Here is a 17,241-nt window from a genome sequence, read left to right as displayed (position 1 = left end):
GTACGTGTCGGATGTGCGGTCGCGTCACCTCTGGCGCACGGGCACGTCCAACCGGTAGAGCTGGCGGGAGCCGCCCTCCGGTCCCGGGTCCCCTGGCTCGCCGGGGCGGAAGCCGAGCCGCTCGTAGAAGACGCGGGCCCCGCTCTCCACCGCCCCGGGGTGGTCGGGTCCGAAGGTGATCACCTCGACGGTGCCGGGCCCGGTGACGTACCGGCGCATCGCCTCCGCCATCAGGAGCCGTCCCACGCCCGCGCCGCGGTGGTGTTCGGAGGCGACGAGCCAGTGCACGTGGTAGGTGGGCGGTTCGGCGCCGAACAGCAGGCCGCCGACGGGGCCGGACGCGTCGGCGGCCTCGGCGACCAGGGCCGCCCCGTCACGGATGTGGTCTTTCACCGCGCGGTGGAAGCCCGGTTCCTCGACCATCGGTCCGAACCAGTGCTCGACCTGGGACGCCAGGGCCAGAAAGCCGTCGAGGTCGGCGTCCCGGGCGGGTCTGATCGTGATCATCCGAGCAGTCTCGCAGAGCGGCCCGGGGCCGGTGGCGCGTCCCGTGAGACCGGGCCGCCCGCCGCCCGCGCGGGGTTCAGAGCTCGTACACCGCGCCCGGGGCCGCCAGTTCCACCGGGCCCGGGTAGGCCGCACGGGCGTCGGCGGCGTTGCGGTCGGCGTCGGTCCACGGCGGGATGTGGGTGAGGACGAGCCGGCGTGCTCCGGCGCGGGCCGCCGCCTCGCCGGCCTCGCGGCCGTTGAGGTGCAGGTCCGGGATGTCCTCCTTGCCGTCGATGAACGACGCCTCGCAGAGGAACAGGTCCGCGTCCCGGGCCAGGTCCTCCAGGGCGTCGCAGGTCCCCGTGTCGCCGGAGTAGGCGAGGACGGAGCCGGCGTGCTCGATCCGGATGCCGAAGGTGTCGACGGGGTGGCGGAGCTTCTCCGTACGGACCGAGAAGGGGCCGATGTCCAAGGACTGGGACTTGAGGGTGTGGAAGTCGAAGACCTCGCTCATCGCCCGGTCGGACGGGGTGTCCCCGTGGGCGGCGGTCAGACGCTGCTCGGTGCCCTCGGGCCCGTAGACCGGGAGAGGGACGGGGCGGGCGCCGTCGTGGCGGTAGTAGCGCACGACGAAATACGCGCACATGTCGATGCAGTGGTCCGCGTGCAGATGGCTGAGGAAGATCGCGTCGAGGTCGTAGAGACCGACGTGGCGCTGCAACTCGCCGAGGGCGCCGTTGCCCATGTCGAGGAGCAGCCGGAAGCCGTCGGCCTCTACGAGGTAGCTCGAGCATGCCGAACCCGTGGAGGGGAACGAGCCGGAGCAGCCGACGACGGTGAGCTTCATGGAGCGTGAACCTCCGGTACGCGGGAACGGGGAGGGTTCGTGCGATTCCGCCGTGGTTTCGTACGGTGCCTGCGGAGCTTCGTACGGTGCCTGCGGAATGGGTTCTGCGGTTTGTCGAGCGTAAGGCGCGAAACTCCGCGTCGCTCCTCCGCTGCCCTCCGTTGTGGGGGAACTCACCTGCCCTGTCACCGGTTCGATGGAAGCGCGCCCACCGGCTGCCCCGCCGTGCCCACCGTGCCCGTCGCGGCCGCCGGTACGGTCGGGGGATGAACACGTTCTGGTGGGTGGCGCTGGTCGCCGTGGTTCTGCTGGCGCTCGTGGCCGCGGTGGTGGACGGCCGGGGGCGCTCGGACCGCGGTCCCCGCTCGCGTCGGCCCCGGCAGCCGGTGGGGTCGACCCGGCCGCCGTCCCGGCCGTCGCGGCCTTCGGGCCCGGAGGGGCGTGGGGACGGGCGTACGCCTCGGGCCGGTGAGGTGTGGTGGGCCGATGTGCCCTACGAGGACGGGCCGGGGTCGAAGGACCGGCCGTGCCTGGTGATCTCGGTACGGGGGCGGGGCCGGGGGCGCACGGCGCTGGTCGCGAAGATCACCAGCAAGCATCACGAGGAGCGGCCCGGGGTGATCGCGCTGCCCTCGGGGACGGTCGGGGACCGGCAGGGGCGGCAGAGCTTCCTGGAGACGGACGAGCTGCGGGAGGTCCGTATCGCCGGGTTCCGGCGGCGGGTGGGGACGGTGGATCCGGGGGTGTGGGAGCGGGTGCGCGGGCTGGAGGCGGGGTGAGGGGCGGGGCCCTGGTTTCGGGGCTCCGCCCCGGGCCCCGCTCCTCGATCGCCGGAGGGGCTGGAAGGTGTCCTCGAACGCCGGACGGGCCGGGGTCGGCCCGGATCGGTCACGCCCAGAGTTGGCCCTGAAGGGTTTCGATCGCCGCTTCTGTGGTCTTCGCCGTGTAGACGCCTGTCGACAGGTACTTCCAGCCGCCGTCCGCGACGACGAAGACGATGTCGGCGCTCTCCCCCGCCTTGACCGCCTTGTTGCCCACGCCGATCGCGGCGTGGAGGGCTGCGCCGGTGGAGACGCCCGCGAAGATGCCCTCCTGCTGGAGGAGTTCGCGGGTGCGGGTGACCGCGTCGGCGGAGCCCACGGAGAAGCGGGTGGTGAGGACCGAGGCGTCGTAGAGCTCGGGGACGAAGCCCTCGTCGAGGTTGCGCAGGCCGTAGACCAGGTCGTCGTAGCGCGGTTCGGCGGCGACGATCTGGATGTCGGGGCGGTTCTCGCGGAGGTAGCGGCCGACGCCCATGAGGGTGCCGGTGGTGCCGAGGCCCGCGACGAAGTGGGTGATGGACGGGAGGTCGGTGAGGATCTCGGGTCCGGTGGTGGCGTAGTGGGCGCCCGCGTTGTCCGGGTTGCCGTACTGGTAGAGCATCACCCAGTCCGGGTGCTCGGCGATGAGTTCCTTCGCGACGCGGACGGCGGTGTTGGAGCCTCCCGCGGCCGGGGAGGAGATGATCTCGGCGCCCCACATGGCGAGCAGATCGCGCCGTTCCTGGGAGGTGTTCTCCGGCATGACGCAGACGATGCGGTAGCCCTTGAGCTTGGCCGCCATGGCGAGCGAGATGCCGGTGTTGCCGCTGGTGGGTTCCAGGATGGTGCAGCCGGGTGTCAGCCGGCCGTCCTTCTCGGCCTGCTCGACCATGTGGAGCGCGGGGCGGTCCTTGATCGAGCCGGTGGGGTTGCGGTCCTCCAGCTTGGCCCAGATCCGGACGTCCTCGGACGGGGACAGCCGGGGCAGACGCACCAGAGGTGTGTTGCCCACGGCTGCCAGCGGGGAGTCGTACCGCATCAGCGCATGCCGCCGGCGACGGCCGGGAGGATCGTGACGTTGTCGCCGTCGCTGAGCTTGGTGGTGATGCCGTCGAGGAAGCGGACGTCCTCGTCGTTGAGGTAGACGTTCACGAAGCGGCGGAGCTGGTCGCCGTTCGCGCCGTCGACGAGTCGCTCACGGATGCCGGTGTGGCGGCTCTCCAGGTCGGCGAAGAGGTCGGCGAGGGTGTCCCCGTTGCCTTCGACGGCCTTCGCGCCGTCGGTGTAGGTGCGGAGGATGGTCGGGATGCGGACCTCGATGGCCATGGCGTGGGCTCCTGTCGAAAGCGTGGAGGTGGCGTGGGGCGCGCGTTTCTGCCCCCGCGCAGGGGGTGGTGCGTGTGGGTGGGCGCGCGGACCGCGGCTCAGGCCGGGCGGCTCACGGGCAGGCTGCGGGCGGGACAGATCGCGCTGGCGAGCCTGCACAGGTCGACGTGCAGCCGCGCGACGAGCAGCGTGCCCGGCGTCTTGTTGCTCACGTCATGGGGAACCATGCGGGCATCGTATCGATTCCCTGTGCGGAAACCCGAGTGTCGTATCAGATGGTGGATGGTGAGCGACCGCTATGTGGTCAATGCGGGGCGGGTGAGCCCCTCCGGCAGGTAGACGACCGTGGGTGCGCCGGTCTTCGGGTGGGTGCTGACCTCGGCGGCGACGCCGTACACGTCGCCCAGCAGTTCGGCCGTGAGGACCTCTTCCGGGGTGCCGGAGGCGACGACGACGCCGTCCTTGAGGACGTAGAGGCGGTCGCAGTAGTACGCGGCGAGGTTGAGGTCGTGCAGGGCGAGAAGGTTGGTGGTGCCGAGGTCGCGGACCAGGGAGAGGATCTCCAGCTGGTAGCGGATGTCCAGGTGGTTGGTCGGCTCGTCCAGGACGACGAGCGACGGCTGCTGGACCAAGGCGCGGGCGACCAGGGCGCGCTGGCGTTCGCCGCCGGAGAGGGAGGCGAAGGTACGGGGTTCGAGGGCGGCGATGCCGACCCGGGCGAGGGCCTCGGCGACCAGGGCGGTGTCGGCGGCGGTGTCCGCCTCCCAGAACCGTTTGTGCGGGGCGCGGCCCATCGCGACGACCTGGCCGACGGTGAGCTCGAAGCCGGCGTGGCCGTCCTGCGGGACGGTGGCGATGCGCTGGGCGCGGGCCTTCGCGGGGAGGGTGGCGAGGTCGTCCCCGTCGAGGAGGACGCGGCCGTGGGTGGGGCGCAGGGTGCCGTAGACGCAGCGCAGGAGGGTGGTCTTGCCGCTGCCGTTGGGGCCGACGAGGCCGACGGTCTCGCCGTCGGCGGCGGTGAGGTCGACGGCGTCGACGAGGTGGCGGCCCTCGCCGACCCCGTAGGAGAGGCCTTCGGTGCGCAGGGTGGTCACGGGCGGGCCCTTCGGGTGTACGGAGCGGTCGGGCGGGCCCTTCGGGTGTACGGAGTGGTCGGGCGGGCCCTTCGGGTGTACGGAGTGGTCGGGCGGGCTCCCTCGGCGCGTGGCGTCCTCATGCGGGTGCTCCTTCGGGGCGGCGGCGGAGCATCCAGAGGAAGAACGGGCCGCCGGTCAGCGCGGTGAGGACGCCGACCGGGATGTCCTGCGGGGCGGCGATCGTGCGGGCGGCCAGGTCGGCGAGGACCAGGAACACCGCCCCGCCGAGGGCGACGACCGGGAGCAGGGCGCGGTGCGCGGCGCCGACGGCCATCCGGGCCATGTGCGGGACCATCAGCCCGACGAAGCCGATCGCCCCGCTGTACGCGACGAGCACCCCGGTCATCAGGGAGACGAGGACGAAGACGGCGGCCCGGAAGCGGGCGGTGTCGAGGCCGAGGACGGTCGCGCCCTCCTCCCCCACCAGGAGCAGGTCGAGCGGGCGGGCGAGGGTGAGGAGGAGGGCGGTGCCGGCGACCAGGGTGACGGTGGGGAGCGCGAGCATGTCCCAGCGGGCCGCGCCGAGGCCGCCGAGGGTCCAGTAGAGGACTTCCTGGAGGTGGTCGGCGCGGGCGGAGGTGACCAGGATCAGGCTGGTCAGGGCGGAGAGGACGTAGGAGACGGCGACTCCGGCGAGGACGAGCCGGTTGGTGGTGAGGCCGCCTCCGCCGCGCGCCAGGGTGTAGACGAGGAGCAGCGAGAGGAGCGCGCCGGCGAAGGCGGCGGCGGGGATGGTGACGGTGGTGGCGAGGGTCGCGCCGATGCCGAGGACGATGACGAGGACGGCGCCGGTGGAGGCTCCGGAGGAGACGCCGAGGAGGAACGGGTCGGCGAGCTGGTTGCGTACGAGGGCCTGGAGGACGGTGCCGATGACGGCGAGTCCGGCGCCGACGACGATGCCGAGCAGCACCCGGGGCAGCCGGACGTCCAGGACGATCGTGCGGAAGGGGCTCGCGTCCGCCCGCCCGGTCAGGATGTCGATGACCTGGCCGGGCGGGATGCGGACGGAGCCGAGGGCGAGTGCGGCGAGCACGGCGGCGGCGAGGAGCGCGGCGAGGGCGCCGAGCACCAGGGTGTAGCGGAGCAGCCGCCGCGGTGCGGGGGTGCGGCAGCTCACGGGGTGGTGGCCCCCGGGTGGAGCTGGGCGGCGAGTTTGCCGACGGCGGCGGGGACGCGGACGCCGAGGACGGCGTCGGAGAGCGGCATGACCGCGAAGCGCTTGTTCTTGATGGCGGGGACGTCGGCGAGGGCCGGGTCGGTGAGGAGGCGCTTCTTCTTCTGTTCGACGGTGGTGGCGCCGTAGTCGTAGATGACGATGGCTTCGGGCCGCCGGGCGACGACGTTCTCCCAGGAGGCGTCGCCGAAGGGCTTGTCGAGGTCGGCGAAGACGTTGGTGCCGCCGGCCCGCTCGATCAGTTCGTTGCCGATGCCCTCGCCGCCCGCGGTGAAGGCGGTCTTGTCGCCGCTGTCGTAGACGAAGACGGGGACGGGCTTCAGGCCGGCGAGTTTCTTCGCGGTGGCGGTGTTGTCTGCCTTGGCCTGCTTGATCCAGGCCTCGGCGCGGTCGGGGACGCCGAAGGTGCGGCCGACCTGGCGGATCTCCTCGTAGAGGGTGTCCATGGGCTGGTCGCCCTTGGTGCAGCTCTCGGTGTTGAGCCGGCTCTCGATGCCGGACTTCTTCAGCGCCGCTCGGCTGCGGCCGTCGCCGGCGGTGAAGGCGCTGCCGTAGCCGCCGTAGACGAAGTCGGGGTTGGTTGCGAGGAGCTGCTCGTAGGAGGGGTACTCCTTGGCGATGACGGGGACGGACGCGTAGTCCTGTCCGTACTTCGGCAGGACCTGGTCGTCGAGGTAGGCGGTGCCGACGAGGGATTTCGCCAGGCCCAGTTCCAGCATGATCTCGGTGACGTGCTGGTTCATGGTGACGACGCGCTTCGGCGGGGCCTCGAACGTGGTGGTGACACCGCAGTTCTTCACGGTGTAGGGGAATCCGTCGCTCTTCGCCTCGGCCCTGTTCCCGGCGGCGGCTTCGCCGTCCGGGGTGGAGCAGGCGGTGAGGGCGAGCGGGAGCAGCACGGCGGCGGCTATGAGCGCGGGGGTGCGCCGGGACATGGCGAGGCCTCTCCGGGGGATTTCCGCGTCCCCTGGTCGATGCGAGAAGGCGGCGGGCCAGTTCCTGACTTCCGGGCCGCCCTCCGGTGCGACGTCGTCCGCTGGGGAGTCGTCCGCGTGGGAGGGGGCCCGGTCACAGTGGCGGGACCGTGCCGGATTCGCACCGGCTTCCTGGTTCCTGCTGCCTTGTTGGGTGTGGGGGCAGTGTGCCAGACCCGTGCGGGTGCGGGGGGCCTGCGGGTGCACCCTGGTGGGTTCCCGGTGGGTCCCTGGTGGGTCCCTGGTAGGTCCCTGGTGGGTCAGTACGCCTCGACGATCCGCACGTCTTCCTCGGTGATCTCGCCGTCCACGATGCGGTACGAGCGGAACTGGAAGGGTCCGGCGTCATCGGTGTCGGCGGTGGAGACCAGGACGTAGTGGGCGCCGGGTTCGTTGGCGTAGGTGACGTCGGTGCGGGAGGGGTAGGCCTCGGTCGCCGTGTGCGAGTGGTAGACGATCACGGGGTCCTCGTCGCGGTCGTCCATCTCGCGGTAGAGCTTGAGGAGGTCGGCCGAGTCGAACTCGTAGAACGTGGGCGAGCGGGCGGCGTTGAGCATCGGGATGAAGCGCTCGGGGCGGTCCGACCCGGCCGGGCCCGCGACCACTCCGCACGCCTCGTCGGGGTGGTCGGCGCGGGAGTGGGCGACGATCTGGTCGTGGAGCGCCTGGGTGATGGTCAGCATGGCGCCAGGATATGCAGGCGGCCCCTTCCGTACCGGTGGGTGGTACGGAAGGGGCCGCATGCTGGACACGCCGGCCGTTGGGGCGGCCGGGGCGGTCCGGGAGGAGGGCGGTGTGGGGCCCGCCCTCGGGTCAGCGGTGGGTCTCGGTGGTGGTCTTCTTCTCGGGGGTGCGCGCCTGGAGCGCCCGGTAGGAGACGAAGAGGATGAGCGCCCACAGCGGTGCGCAGTAGAGCGAGATCCTGGCGTCCTCGTCGATCGCCATCATCACGATGACCATGCCGATGAACAGGAGCGCGAACCAGCTCGTGTACGGGGCTCCGGGGGCCTTGAACGAGGACTGCGGGAGCAGGCCCGCGTCGGCCATGCGGCGGTAGCGGATCTGGCTGCACAGGATCATGATCCAGGCCCACATGCCGGAGATCGTGGCGAAGGAGACGACGTAGTTGAACGCCTCGCCGGGCCACTGGTAGTTGATCCCCACGCCGACGAGCATCAGGGCGGCGGAGAACGTGGTGCCCACCAGCGGCAGGCCGTTCTTCGTCAGCTTGGTGAAGGCGCGGGGGCCCTGGCCGTTGAGGGCGAGGTCGCGGAGCATGCGGCCGGTGGAGTACATGCCGGAGTTGCAGGAGGAGAGCGCGGCGGTGAGGACGACGAAGTTGACGATGGCGGCGCCGACGCTGAATCCCATCTCCTCGAAGGCCTTCACGAACGGGGAGACGCCGGGCTTGAAGGTGGACCACGGCACGACCGAGAGGATCATGATCAGCGCGCCGACGTAGAAGACGGCGATGCGCCACGGCACGGTGTTGATGGCCTTGGGCAGCACGGTCTTGGGGTCCTTGGACTCCCCGGCGGTGACGCCGACGAGTTCCACGGCGAGGAAGGCGAACATGACGATCTGGAGCGTCATGAGCGTGCCGGTGATGCCGTTGGGGAAGAATCCGCCGTCGTTCCAGAGGTTGGCGACGGTGGCGGTGTCGCCGGCGTCGGAGAATCCGACGGTGAGGACGCCCGCGCAGATCAGGATCATGCCGATGATGGCGGTGACCTTGACCATGGAGAACCAGAACTCCAGCTCACCGAAGAGCTTCACGGAGATCAGGTTGGCGCCGTACAGAATGACGGTGAACACGAGGGCGGACAGCCACTGCGGAATGTTCCACCAGTACGTCATATAGGTGGCGGCGGCGGTGACTTCGGTGATTCCGGTGACGACCCAGAAGAGCCAGTAGGTCCAGCCGGTGACGAATCCGAAGAACGGGCCGAGGAATTCCCGGGCGTACTCCGAGAAGGAGCCGGAGACCGGGCGGTACATGAGGAGTTCGCCCAGGGCCCGCATGATGAAGAAGATGACCAGGCCCGCGATGACGTAGGCCAGGATGAGGCTGGGTCCGGCCCGGTCGATGGCTTTGCCCGCGCCGAGGAAGAGCCCGGTGCCGATGGCTCCGCCGATGGCGATCATCTGAATCTGGCGAGCGCCCAGACCGCGCTGGTATCCCTCGCCACTGGTCCCGGATTCCCCGGCGTCGCCGGGCCGGCCCTTGTCGGCCTGTCCCTCGTCGACCTGCGCCGATGTCATGGTGGTGCGCCTTTCTCCACGCCGATCCGCGCCTCACAGAGCTGCGGATCAGGTCCTGATCCCCCCGGATATGGATGGAGTGCCGCCGGCGTTCGGCCGGTTTCCGGCGCCCCCGGGAACAGGGGTGGCGTTCCCGGGCGGTCGTGAAGATTTATCACGGCCGTCACGGGACACGGTGGGACATTCTGTGGCGCACGACACAGGAAAAAGCGGGCAAGGGGTTCCGTCCGGCACGAAAAGGCCGGATCACTTGGTGCGATCGTTATGCGGATCTGAGCATCCGTTGAGCGAACAGAGGGCGCCCGCCCCGGCATGGCGGGGGGCGCCCTCTCCGTTCAGGGCATTACGGCATCACGGCACTACGGCTCTACGGCATGAGCGTTTCGACGAGCGTTTCCTGGAGTGCGCCGAGCCAGAGGTAGGCCATCACCATCGGCTTGCGCGGATCGGCGTCGGGGAGACGGTAGAGCGAGCCCTCGTCGCCCTCGTCCTCGTCGGAGACCTCCAGCCGGGTGCCGATGGTCAGGCGCAGGTCGTTGAGGGAGCGCAGCCAGCTGCGGCACTCGTCGCCGGTGAGGGTGAGGACGGCGCCGCCGTCCCCGGCGGGCGAGAGCGCGTCCAGGGTGCGGACGACGGTGACGGCGTCCTCGCGCTTGCCGGAGCGCAGGTCGTTCTCGGTGAAGCGGCGGAACTCGGAGGACAGCTCGCGGAGCTCCTCCTCCGGCTTTCCGCCCTCGGCGGGCCGGTCGGGGCCGCCGTAGGCGTCGGGGAAGAGCCGGGCGAGCGCCGGGTCGGACGGTGGCTTGCTGGGGCCCTCGGCGAAGAGGGCGGCGAGCGGGTCCTCGCCGGCGGCGGGCGTCTCGCCGGGGCCGATCAGTTCGAGCAGCTGGACGGCGAGGGAGCGCAGGATGGAGATCTCGACCTCGTCGAGCGCGACGGCCGCGCCGCCGCCTGGGGTGGCCTCGAAATGGCCGGCCATGGATTCTCCGATGGTGGGTCGAACGGGGCGGGGGAGGGCGGGACGAGGGGGCGGGGCCCTGTAGGGGGCCCGGGCCCCTAGTTGCGGTCCTGGGTGAGGGTGGCCCACAGTCCGTATCCGTGCATGGCCTGGACGTCGCGTTCCATCTCCTCGCGGCTCCCGCTGGAGACGACGGCGCGGCCCTTCTGGTGCACGTCCATCATGAGCCGGTGGGCCTTGTCCTTCGGGTAGCCGAAGTAGGCCTGGAAGACGTAGGTCACGTAGCTCATGAGGTTGACCGGGTCATTGTGGACGAGCGTCACCCACGGGACGTCCGGCTCGGGGACCGCGAAGGTCTCCTCGGCCGAATCGGGACGTTCGATCTCTAGCGGGGTAGCAACGCTCACCTGTCCCATGCTGCCACCCGGGCGGGTTCCGCGCATAAACGGACCCCACATCTCGTCACTTTGACGAATAGGGGGTAGCATCCCAGCCATGAACTCAGCGGACCTCGGGCGACGGGTCGGCGTTCCGTCGACCGCGCTCTTCACCGACCAGTACGAGCTGACCATGGTGCAGGCGGCCCTCAAGGCCGGCACCGCCGACCGGCACTCGGTCTTCGAGGCGTTCACCCGCCGGCTGCCCGAGGGGCGGCGCTACGGAGTCGTCGCGGGCACCGGCCGGGTGCTGGACGCGGTGGAGAACTTCCACTTCGACGACGAGATGATCGGCTTCCTGCGGCAGCAGGAGATCGTCGACGAGCCCACCCTCGAATGGCTGGCCGACTACCGCTTCGGCGGCGACATCTGGGGCTACCCGGAGGGCGAGGTCTACTTCCCCGGCTCCCCGATCCTGCGCGTGGAGGGTTCCTTCGCCGAGTGCGTGCTGCTGGAGACGGTGATCCTCTCCATCCTCAACCACGACTCCGCCATCGCCGCCGCCGCCTCGCGGATGTCGGCCGCCGCCGGGGAGCGCCGGCTGATCGAGATGGGCGCGCGCCGCACCCACGAGCTCTCCGCGGTCGCCTCGGCCCGCGCCGCGTACGTCGGTGGCTTCGACGCCACCTCCGACCTGGCGGCCGGCTTCCGCTGGGCGATCCCGACCGTCGGCACGAGCGCGCACGCCTTCACCCTGCTGCACGACACCGAGCGCGACGCCTTCCGGGCGCAGGTGGACTCGCTGGGCCGGGGCACGACGCTGCTGGTCGACACGTACGACGTGACCGAGGCGGTCCGGGCGGCCGTCGAGATCGCGGGGCCCGAGCTGGGCGCCGTACGGATCGACTCCGGGGACCTGCTCCTGGTCGCGCACCGGGTGCGGCAGCAGCTGGACGAGCTGGGGGCGACGGACACGAAGATCGTGGTGACCTCGGACCTGGACGAGTACGCCATCGCCTCGCTGGCCGCCGCGCCGGTGGACGCGTACGGGGTCGGCACCCAGCTCGTCACCGGGAGCGGGCACCCCACCTGCTCCATGGTCTACAAGCTGGTGGCCCGCGCCGGCTCGGCGGAGCCGGACGCCCCGCTGGTGCCGGTGGCGAAGAAGTCGCTCGGCGCGAAGTCGTCGAGGGGCGGCCGCAAGTGGGCCGCCCGCCGGACCGACGCGCACGGCGTCGCCGAGGCCGAGGTGATCGGCACCGGTCCGGTCCCCGAGGAGCTGGCCGACCGGCAGCTGCTGGTGGAGCTGGCCCGGGCGGGCGAGGTGGTCGCCCGCGAGCCGCTGGACGCGGTGCGGGAGCGGCACGTGGCCGCGCGCGCGGGGCTGCCGATGTCGGCGATCCAGCTGTCCCGGGGCGAGCCCGTGATCCCGACCGAGTACGCCTGAGTACGGCTCGGGGCGGCCCGCGGGGGTCGCCCCGGCGTCCGGACCGGCCGGGTCCGGAACCGGGGGTTTGGCGGACGGGCTTGATTGTGACGGTCCAGTGCCTAGGCTCGAACCCGCGGACACACCCCAAGACCCCGGCCATCCCCCTCCGCTCGGCGCCATCCCGCTCCGGCCCCACGAGCCCCCTCCCCGCCCCATCCGCTCCCGCCCCCACCGAAGGACACCCGCCATGCACCGCGCATTGATCGTCGTGGACGTTCAGAACGACTTCTGCGAGGGCGGCAGCCTCGCGGTGGCGGGCGGTGCCGACGTCGCCGCCGCCATCACCGACCTGATCGGCGACGCCCAGCCCGGCTACCGCCACGTGGTGGCCACCCGCGACCACCACATCGACCCGGGCGACCACTTCTCGCCCAGCCCGGACTTCGAGCACTCCTGGCCGGTGCACTGCGTCGCCGGTACGGAGGGGGTCGGCTTCCACCCGAACTTCGCGCCCGCCGTCGCCTCCGGCGCGATCGACACGGTGTTCGACAAGGGGGCGTACGCGGCCGCGTACAGCGGGTTCGAGGGCTCCGACGAGAACGGGGTCCCACTCGCCCAGTGGCTGCGCGACCGCGATGTCACCGAGGTCGACGTCGTCGGCATCGCCACCGATCACTGCGTGCGGGCCACCGCGCTGGACGCGGCCCGTGAGGGCTTCGTCACGCACGTGCTGCTCGACCTGACCGCGGGCGTGTCCGGGGCGACCACGAAGCGGGCCCTCGCGGAGATGCGCACGGCGGGCGTGAAGCTCTCCGGCACACCGGTCGTCGCGTCGTAACCGCACCGCGCACGGACATCACGCCTCGCGCGCCGCGCCCGGACATGACCGCCACGCCCGCCAAGCCCGCCGCGCCCGGACATCACGCCTCGCGTGCCTACGCGGCCGGGCGGGCCGGTCCGGCGTGTCCGGCGGGGCCCAGCAGGGCCCTGATCGGGTGCCACAGCTCCTGGCACGACTGGTACGACGGGGAGAGCCGGGTCGACGGGGGCGCGAGGCCCGGCAGGCCGACCGGATCCGCCTGCGGGGCGGCCCGCCACAGCAGACCGTCCGGATGGTGCAGCACCGCCGTGACCTCGTCCGGCGTGGGCGGCCGGTCGTTGCCGCGCAGGTAGACCGCCCGCAGCCCCAGGTTGCGCAGCCTGGTCAGGGCGCGCGCCCGGTTCGCCGCGTGCACCAGCACCCGCACCGGGGCCCCGGGCCCCGCTCCCGTACCCCCGTGGGGGCCTGCTCCGTCGGCCGGTCTGGTCAGGGTCAGTGCGACCACCACCGTGCCGTTCGGCAACCTGCAGAAACCTCCGCCAGCCATGCTCCGCGCTCCCCCGTGAGACGTCGTGTCAATAAGGATGTGAACAAGACGCACCTAAACACGATCGGCCGCCGCCCGCTAGGGGGCGACGGCCGATCACTGTTTGACCTGCGGTTTTACTTGATCAGCGGCCCGAGGGGCTGACCAGCACGCTCATCGTCGAGCCGTTGCGGGGCTCGTGGACGATGGAGATGCGGGTGTTCGTGTCAGAAACCTTGACACTGCCCGTGGGGTTCTCCTTGTACCAGTAGGTGCCCTTGCGGTCGTCGAAGACCGGGTTGCCCAGGGCGGGCTTGATGTGCAGCGGGACGTCCGCGTTGTGGAGCGTGAAGCCCTGGTTCGGGTACCAGCTGAACGGCGCGTCGAACGGCTGGATCTTGTTGCGCAGGAGCGAGCCGTCCTTCCACTTCAGCGGCTTGGCGTGCGCGTCGATCGGCAGGATCAGACCTTGGCCCGGGTGGGCGGAGGTGTTGTTGTCCTTCTGGGAGGTGTCCCAGAGCCAGACCAGCAGACCGTTCTGGTACGCGTAGTGCTCGACCCAGTCCGGACGGGTGCCGGAGAAGCCGAAGTTGTACGGGCCGACCTTGAGGGTCTCGTCGTACGACACGTACTGGCGGTTCTCCGCGATGTAGTACTGCGGGTAGTTCTGGGTGAAGGACTCGCCGATGCGCGAGAAGCCCTTCGCGGTCCAGCCGTTGTCGTCGCCCTCGGCGTTGTCCGAGAAGAGCGCGGCGCCGTCGGCCGTGACGGTGATGGCGTCGGCCGCGAAGCCCTTGCCGCCCGCGCCGCCGTCCGTCTGGTAGCGGAAGCGGAGGTCGACCTTCTTGCCCGCGTAGGCGTCCAGGGGGAAGGACAGCTTCTGGTACGCGCCCGAGACGTCGGTCAGCGCCGGCTTGTCACTGGCGTCGCGCGGGAGGGCCTTGCCGTCGGCGGTGCCGTCGAGCACGGTCCAGTTGGCGCCACCGTTGTCGGACACCTCGGTGTAGAGGTAGTCGTACTCGGCCTCGATGTCGTACCAGCCCGAAAGGTCCAGCGTGGCCTTGGACTTGCCGGTCAGGTCGACCGAGCGGGTCAGGGTGTTCGACAGGTTGTCGCCCATGTCGCTCCACCACTGCTTCGCGCCCTCGGCGGGCTTGACGACGGTGGTGGTGACGGCCTTCTCGGGCAGCTCGACGACGAGCGCCTGCGGGTTCTCGGTGTTGTACTCCGAGACGCCCAGCTTGTGCAGCGAGGTCTTGCCGGCCTTGGCCTTGTCGTAGTCGAGCCAGCCCAGCTGGAGCTTGTCCCACGAGGTCATGTCGCCCGGCAGGTTGCCGATCTCACCCGTGCCGGTGCCGAGCCAGGAGCCCGCCGACATCAGGGACCAGAAGCCGACCGAGTTCTCGCCGCCGCCGGAGGTGTCGTACAGGTCCGGGAGACCGAGGTCGTGGGCGTACTCGTGGGCGAAGACGCCCAGGCCGCCGTTCTCGGGCTGGACGGTGTAGTCGCCGACCCAGATGCCCGTGTCGCCGATCTGGGCGCCACCGGCCTTGTTGTCCGCGGGGCCGGTCGCACCGGCGTTGGTGCCGTACGCGTACCAGCGGTGCGCCCAGATGGCGTTGGTGCCCTCGGCGCCGCCGCCGGCCGACTCGTCCTCACCGGCGTGCACCAGCTGGAAGTGGTCGATGTAGCCGTCGGACTCGTTGAAGTTGCCGTCACCGTCGAAGTCGTAGCGGTCCCACTCGTCGTACTCGGCGAGGTTCGCCTTGATCTCCGCGTCGGTGCGGCCCTTGGCCCGCTGGTCGGCGACCCAGGCGTTCACGCCGTCGCGCACGGCGTCCCACACGTTGGCACAGTTGGTCTGGCCGCAGTAGTTGGAGCCGTAACGGGCCTCGTTGTAGGGGACCTTGACCCAGTCGGAGACCGCCCCCTCGACCGAGTAGCGACCCGAGGAGGTCTTCTCGTAGTAGGTCTTGAGCGAGTGGACGCCCTTGCCCTCGCCGAAGTAGAGCTCCTGGAAGTGCTCCTGGTTGTAGTCGGCCTTCCAGGCGGTGCTGTTGTCCTTCTTCGGGTCCGGCTTGGCGATCTTGTTGTGCGCCGGGCCCGGGTCGCCCCGAACTTCTTGACGGGCGGCTTGGGGCCGTCGCCGTCCGGGTCGAACATCGTGGTGTCGTCGACCTGGTCGCCGAACTCCAGCAGGATGGTGAAGATCTTGTCGGTCTTCTCCCGGCCGAGCTCCACGTACTTCTTGTCGCCGAGCTTGACGACCTTGGAGCCGTTCCGGTTCGCCACCTTCTTGTCCCCGGACAGCACCTGCTCCAGCGCGGCTTCGCGCTGGGCGGCCTGCTGCTCGCTGAAGGGGCCCTCCAGGTTGTGCTCCACGTGCCCCTTGGCCGGCGCCGGGTCACGGCGGTCGACGGTGGAGACACCGGAACCTGATGAGCTGTCATGCGCCTGGGCGGTGGCGAAGGTCGACGCCGTCGCGGCGGTCGCGGCCATGGCCACGACAACGGCGGCGGCGCGAAGCGCCCGTCTCTGATTGGTCACTTGAAGCAGTCCTCCCCGGGCGTCCGCGCTGCGGCCAGGGGGGTAGGAAACGGGCCGAGCGCGTAAACGCGTCACAAGTGACGACATTCGATCGGAGTTGTGAGAGAAAAGACAGACCTTGACTTGAACAGACCAAGTGCACTATGCGGAGCGCTCTTCCGGTATGCGGACGGTATGGGAAGGGCATGGGAACGGTAAAAGAACGTCCGCGGCCCGGACCTGGGCGTTCGCCCCACACCAACAGGCGCGTCCCGCCGTCCGGTTAGTGAGAGGCGTGACTCCGTGCGCCCCCTGTGCACCGGTACCGTGCGTTAGGTCACGCTTACTACCGGTCGGGCCCGGGCATTCACCGTCGTAGGGTCGTTCGGCGCGCACGACCGTGCCGATCGCCGCCCGCCCATCCGACGTCCCGAGGACGGAAACCGCCATGCCGCGTCCGACTGCCGCACAGTTCGCCTACGGTTCGGCCACCGTCGTCGTCACGACGCTCGCCCTGCTGCTGCTGTTCCGCACGGAGTCCGGCGTCGGCGTCGCCGCCGTCGGGACGACCGCGCTGGTCCTCGGCCTCCTGGTCGCCGTGCGCCTGCCCCTCCCCCGCCACCGCGCCGCGGAGGGGGCGGGACGGAGGGCGACCACCGCCGACGCCGCCCGAACCCACCACGCCCTGGAGGACATCCGGGCCCGGGAGCGGGTCGCGGCGGGCCGCTCGTCGGCACCGGCCAACGACCACTCACTGCGCCGCTGAGCGGGCGACGGGCCGCAGCGACCGCCCGCTAGCGGGCGGCCACCACGACCGTCTTGGCCGCCTTGTCCTGGAGCCCCTGCCGGTAGGGCTTGTCGGTGAACATCAGCACGATGTTGATCAGCCACCACAGGCACGGGCAGCACAGCAGCGCCGGGGCCCACAGAACGACGGCCCGCATCAGGGCGGCCCCGGTGTCCGGCACCCGCCCGTCGTTGAGCATCGCGACGCGCAGCTTGAGCAGCCGCTTGCCCAGCGTGCGGCCGTCCTTGTGGGTGAAGTACGTGTCGTAGGCGACGTAGATCACCAGGCCGATGATCGACCACAGCAGCTGGCTCCCGCCGTACCCGTTGGCGACGGCGTCGCCGAACCCGTCGTCGCCGTCCCCGTTGACGTCGACCGCACCGCCCCAGGGCAGCGAGATCAGGTACAGCGGGATCGAGATGACGAGGAAGTCGATGAGCCGCGCCAGGATCCGCTTCCCCGGCTCGGCGAGCGGCGGCATTCCGGCCAGCGGATCGGGCGCTCCGAAGCCGCCGCCGTAGGGATCGTTCGGGGGAGGCGGCGGAGGCGGCGGGGGCGGCGCGCTGCCGTAGGGCCGACCCTCGGACGGCGGCGAGGGCTCCTGCGGCTTCTTGAGGAACGGATCGTCGTCCTCGGGCGGCTGGCCGGGCGTCGGCTGGTCGTTGCTCATGGGGGCAGTGCATCCCGCTCCACCGGGCCCCGCAACGGCTCAGGTGCGTTCGGGGGACACGGAGCGGCATCCGAGTCTAAACGGGCAGGTCGCCGCGCGCTCGGGCACGCGTTCCCCGGGGCCGGGCACGCGTTCCCCCG

18 protein-coding genes, 1 pseudogene and 1 riboswitch are annotated in these 17,241 nt (G+C 71.0%); of the genes and pseudogenes, 4 read left to right on the top strand and 15 right to left on the bottom strand.

The annotated features are described in order from the left end of the window. Nucleotides 1-24: 24 nt before the first annotated feature. Entirely contained in the window at nt 25-507 is a 483-nt protein-coding gene (locus AC3CH1_RS23310) for a GNAT family N-acetyltransferase (RefSeq protein WP_488464707.1), read from the bottom strand. A 76-nt stretch (nt 508-583) separates the two neighbouring features. Further along, entirely contained in the window at nt 584-1,336 is a 753-nt protein-coding gene (locus AC3CH1_RS23305) for an MBL fold metallo-hydrolase (RefSeq protein ID WP_488464706.1), read from the bottom strand. A 266-nt stretch (nt 1,337-1,602) separates the two neighbouring features. Here AC3CH1_RS23305 and AC3CH1_RS23300 point away from each other — a divergent pair, with 266 nt between their 5' ends. Beyond that, on the top strand, nt 1,603-2,115 hold the full coding sequence (locus AC3CH1_RS23300) for a type II toxin-antitoxin system PemK/MazF family toxin (RefSeq protein WP_488464705.1): 513 nt from the start codon (nt 1,603-1,605) through the stop codon (nt 2,113-2,115). A 109-nt stretch (nt 2,116-2,224) separates the two neighbouring features. On the opposite strand, the gene AC3CH1_RS23295 is transcribed toward AC3CH1_RS23300, so the two are convergent. The 10 genes from AC3CH1_RS23295 to clpS form a co-directional block, all read right to left on the bottom strand. Further along, on the bottom strand, nt 2,225-3,175 hold the full coding sequence (locus AC3CH1_RS23295) for a PLP-dependent cysteine synthase family protein (protein ID WP_488464704.1): 951 nt from the start codon (nt 3,173-3,175) through the stop codon (nt 2,225-2,227). Further along, nucleotides 3,175-3,462: a MoaD/ThiS family protein gene (locus AC3CH1_RS23290; protein ID WP_015608820.1), complete on the bottom strand. Its 288-nt coding sequence runs from the start codon at nt 3,460-3,462 to the stop codon at nt 3,175-3,177. The genes AC3CH1_RS23295 and AC3CH1_RS23290 overlap by 1 nt, the downstream gene beginning before the upstream one ends. Before the next feature lie 98 nt (nt 3,463-3,560). Next, the gene (locus tag AC3CH1_RS23285; RefSeq protein WP_018958487.1) at nt 3,561-3,689 is read right to left on the bottom strand and encodes a putative leader peptide; all 129 of its coding nucleotides are present in this window, start codon (nt 3,687-3,689) and stop codon (nt 3,561-3,563) included. A 69-nt stretch (nt 3,690-3,758) separates the two neighbouring features. Continuing rightward, on the bottom strand, nt 3,759-4,556 hold the full coding sequence (locus AC3CH1_RS23280; RefSeq protein ID WP_488464703.1) for an ABC transporter ATP-binding protein: 798 nt from the start codon (nt 4,554-4,556) through the stop codon (nt 3,759-3,761). A gap of 118 nt (nt 4,557-4,674) precedes the next feature. Continuing rightward, on the bottom strand, nt 4,675-5,715 hold the full coding sequence (locus AC3CH1_RS23275) for a FecCD family ABC transporter permease (RefSeq protein WP_488464702.1): 1,041 nt from the start codon (nt 5,713-5,715) through the stop codon (nt 4,675-4,677). Then, nucleotides 5,712-6,707, bottom strand: a complete 996-nt coding sequence (locus tag AC3CH1_RS23270; RefSeq protein ID WP_488464701.1) for an ABC transporter substrate-binding protein — start codon at nt 6,705-6,707, stop codon at nt 5,712-5,714. The genes AC3CH1_RS23275 and AC3CH1_RS23270 overlap by 4 nt, the downstream gene beginning before the upstream one ends. Nucleotides 6,708-6,745: 38 nt before the next feature. Next, a riboswitch (cobalamin riboswitch) is annotated at nt 6,746-6,936 on the bottom strand. A 70-nt stretch (nt 6,937-7,006) separates the two neighbouring features. Further along, the gene (locus AC3CH1_RS23265; RefSeq protein WP_488464700.1) at nt 7,007-7,429 is read right to left on the bottom strand and encodes a M67 family metallopeptidase; all 423 of its coding nucleotides are present in this window, start codon (nt 7,427-7,429) and stop codon (nt 7,007-7,009) included. Between the two features lie 130 nt (nt 7,430-7,559). Further along, nucleotides 7,560-9,008 (bottom strand): amino acid permease, encoded by a 1,449-nt coding sequence (locus AC3CH1_RS23260; protein ID WP_488464699.1) that lies wholly within the window; start codon nt 9,006-9,008, stop codon nt 7,560-7,562. A gap of 367 nt (nt 9,009-9,375) precedes the next feature. Next, nucleotides 9,376-9,987: a DUF2017 domain-containing protein gene (locus AC3CH1_RS23255; RefSeq protein WP_488464698.1), complete on the bottom strand. Its 612-nt coding sequence runs from the start codon at nt 9,985-9,987 to the stop codon at nt 9,376-9,378. 77 nt (nt 9,988-10,064) lie between these two features. After that, nucleotides 10,065-10,382 carry an ATP-dependent Clp protease adapter ClpS gene (clpS, locus tag AC3CH1_RS23250; protein ID WP_026290599.1) on the bottom strand — a complete coding sequence of 106 codons (318 nt, stop codon included), beginning with the start codon at nt 10,380-10,382 and terminating at the stop codon, nt 10,065-10,067. A 79-nt stretch (nt 10,383-10,461) separates the two neighbouring features. On the opposite strand from clpS, the gene AC3CH1_RS23245 reads away from it, so the two are divergent. Continuing rightward, on the top strand, nt 10,462-11,790 hold the full coding sequence (locus tag AC3CH1_RS23245) for a nicotinate phosphoribosyltransferase (protein WP_488464697.1): 1,329 nt from the start codon (nt 10,462-10,464) through the stop codon (nt 11,788-11,790). Nucleotides 11,791-12,019: 229 nt separating this feature from the next. Further along, complete coding sequence (locus AC3CH1_RS23240; protein WP_488464696.1) at nt 12,020-12,610, top strand: isochorismatase family protein; 591 nt, start codon at nt 12,020-12,022, stop codon at nt 12,608-12,610. A 97-nt stretch (nt 12,611-12,707) separates the two neighbouring features. Here the strand turns inward: AC3CH1_RS23240 and AC3CH1_RS23235 are convergent, their stop codons facing one another. Both AC3CH1_RS23235 and AC3CH1_RS23230 read right to left on the bottom strand, forming a co-directional pair. Beyond that, nucleotides 12,708-13,139, bottom strand: a complete 432-nt coding sequence (locus AC3CH1_RS23235) for a hypothetical protein (protein ID WP_488464695.1) — start codon at nt 13,137-13,139, stop codon at nt 12,708-12,710. Between the two features lie 124 nt (nt 13,140-13,263). Continuing rightward, nucleotides 13,264-15,665, bottom strand: a pseudogene (locus AC3CH1_RS23230) (immune inhibitor A domain-containing protein). A gap of 427 nt (nt 15,666-16,092) precedes the next feature. Here AC3CH1_RS23230 and AC3CH1_RS23225 point away from each other — a divergent pair. Further along, entirely contained in the window at nt 16,093-16,410 is a 318-nt protein-coding gene (locus AC3CH1_RS23225) for a hypothetical protein (protein ID WP_488464694.1), read from the top strand. Between the two features lie 28 nt (nt 16,411-16,438). Here the strand turns inward: AC3CH1_RS23225 and AC3CH1_RS23220 are convergent, their stop codons facing one another. Beyond that, nucleotides 16,439-17,101, bottom strand: a complete 663-nt coding sequence (locus tag AC3CH1_RS23220; protein WP_488464693.1) for an RDD family protein — start codon at nt 17,099-17,101, stop codon at nt 16,439-16,441. Between the last annotated feature and the right edge of the window lie 140 nt (nt 17,102-17,241).

The sequence above is a fragment of the Streptomyces sp. MGP-P1 genome (genome assembly GCF_057766565.1).
Note: the sequence above shows the minus strand (reverse complement) of the source record. Positions and strands in the feature narration are given on the sequence as shown.

What these genes read in the sequence shown, in the direction of transcription:
- AC3CH1_RS23255 (WP_488464698.1), bottom strand. Translation starts at nt 9,987, where the DNA reads ATGGCCGGCCATTTCGAGGCCACCCCAGGCGGCGGCGCGGCCGTCGCG.
- AC3CH1_RS23285 (WP_018958487.1), bottom strand. Translation starts at nt 3,689, where the DNA reads ATGGTTCCCCATGACGTGAGCAACAAGACGCCGGGCACGCTGCTCGTC.
- AC3CH1_RS23225 (WP_488464694.1), top strand. Translation starts at nt 16,093, where the DNA reads ATGCCGCGTCCGACTGCCGCACAGTTCGCCTACGGTTCGGCCACCGTC.
- AC3CH1_RS23270 (WP_488464701.1), bottom strand. Translation starts at nt 6,707, where the DNA reads ATGTCCCGGCGCACCCCCGCGCTCATAGCCGCCGCCGTGCTGCTCCCG.
- AC3CH1_RS23300 (WP_488464705.1), top strand. Translation starts at nt 1,603, where the DNA reads ATGAACACGTTCTGGTGGGTGGCGCTGGTCGCCGTGGTTCTGCTGGCG.
- AC3CH1_RS23295 (WP_488464704.1), bottom strand. Translation starts at nt 3,175, where the DNA reads ATGCGGTACGACTCCCCGCTGGCAGCCGTGGGCAACACACCTCTGGTG.
- AC3CH1_RS23290 (WP_015608820.1), bottom strand. Translation starts at nt 3,462, where the DNA reads ATGGCCATCGAGGTCCGCATCCCGACCATCCTCCGCACCTACACCGAC.
- AC3CH1_RS23310 (WP_488464707.1), bottom strand. Translation starts at nt 507, where the DNA reads ATGATCACGATCAGACCCGCCCGGGACGCCGACCTCGACGGCTTTCTG.
- AC3CH1_RS23240 (WP_488464696.1), top strand. Translation starts at nt 12,020, where the DNA reads ATGCACCGCGCATTGATCGTCGTGGACGTTCAGAACGACTTCTGCGAG.
- AC3CH1_RS23265 (WP_488464700.1), bottom strand. Translation starts at nt 7,429, where the DNA reads ATGCTGACCATCACCCAGGCGCTCCACGACCAGATCGTCGCCCACTCC.
- clpS (WP_026290599.1), bottom strand. Translation starts at nt 10,382, where the DNA reads ATGGGACAGGTGAGCGTTGCTACCCCGCTAGAGATCGAACGTCCCGAT.
- AC3CH1_RS23235 (WP_488464695.1), bottom strand. Translation starts at nt 13,139, where the DNA reads ATGGCTGGCGGAGGTTTCTGCAGGTTGCCGAACGGCACGGTGGTGGTC.
- AC3CH1_RS23260 (WP_488464699.1), bottom strand. Translation starts at nt 9,008, where the DNA reads ATGACATCGGCGCAGGTCGACGAGGGACAGGCCGACAAGGGCCGGCCC.
- AC3CH1_RS23245 (WP_488464697.1), top strand. Translation starts at nt 10,462, where the DNA reads ATGAACTCAGCGGACCTCGGGCGACGGGTCGGCGTTCCGTCGACCGCG.
- AC3CH1_RS23220 (WP_488464693.1), bottom strand. Translation starts at nt 17,101, where the DNA reads ATGAGCAACGACCAGCCGACGCCCGGCCAGCCGCCCGAGGACGACGAT.
- AC3CH1_RS23305 (WP_488464706.1), bottom strand. Translation starts at nt 1,336, where the DNA reads ATGAAGCTCACCGTCGTCGGCTGCTCCGGCTCGTTCCCCTCCACGGGT.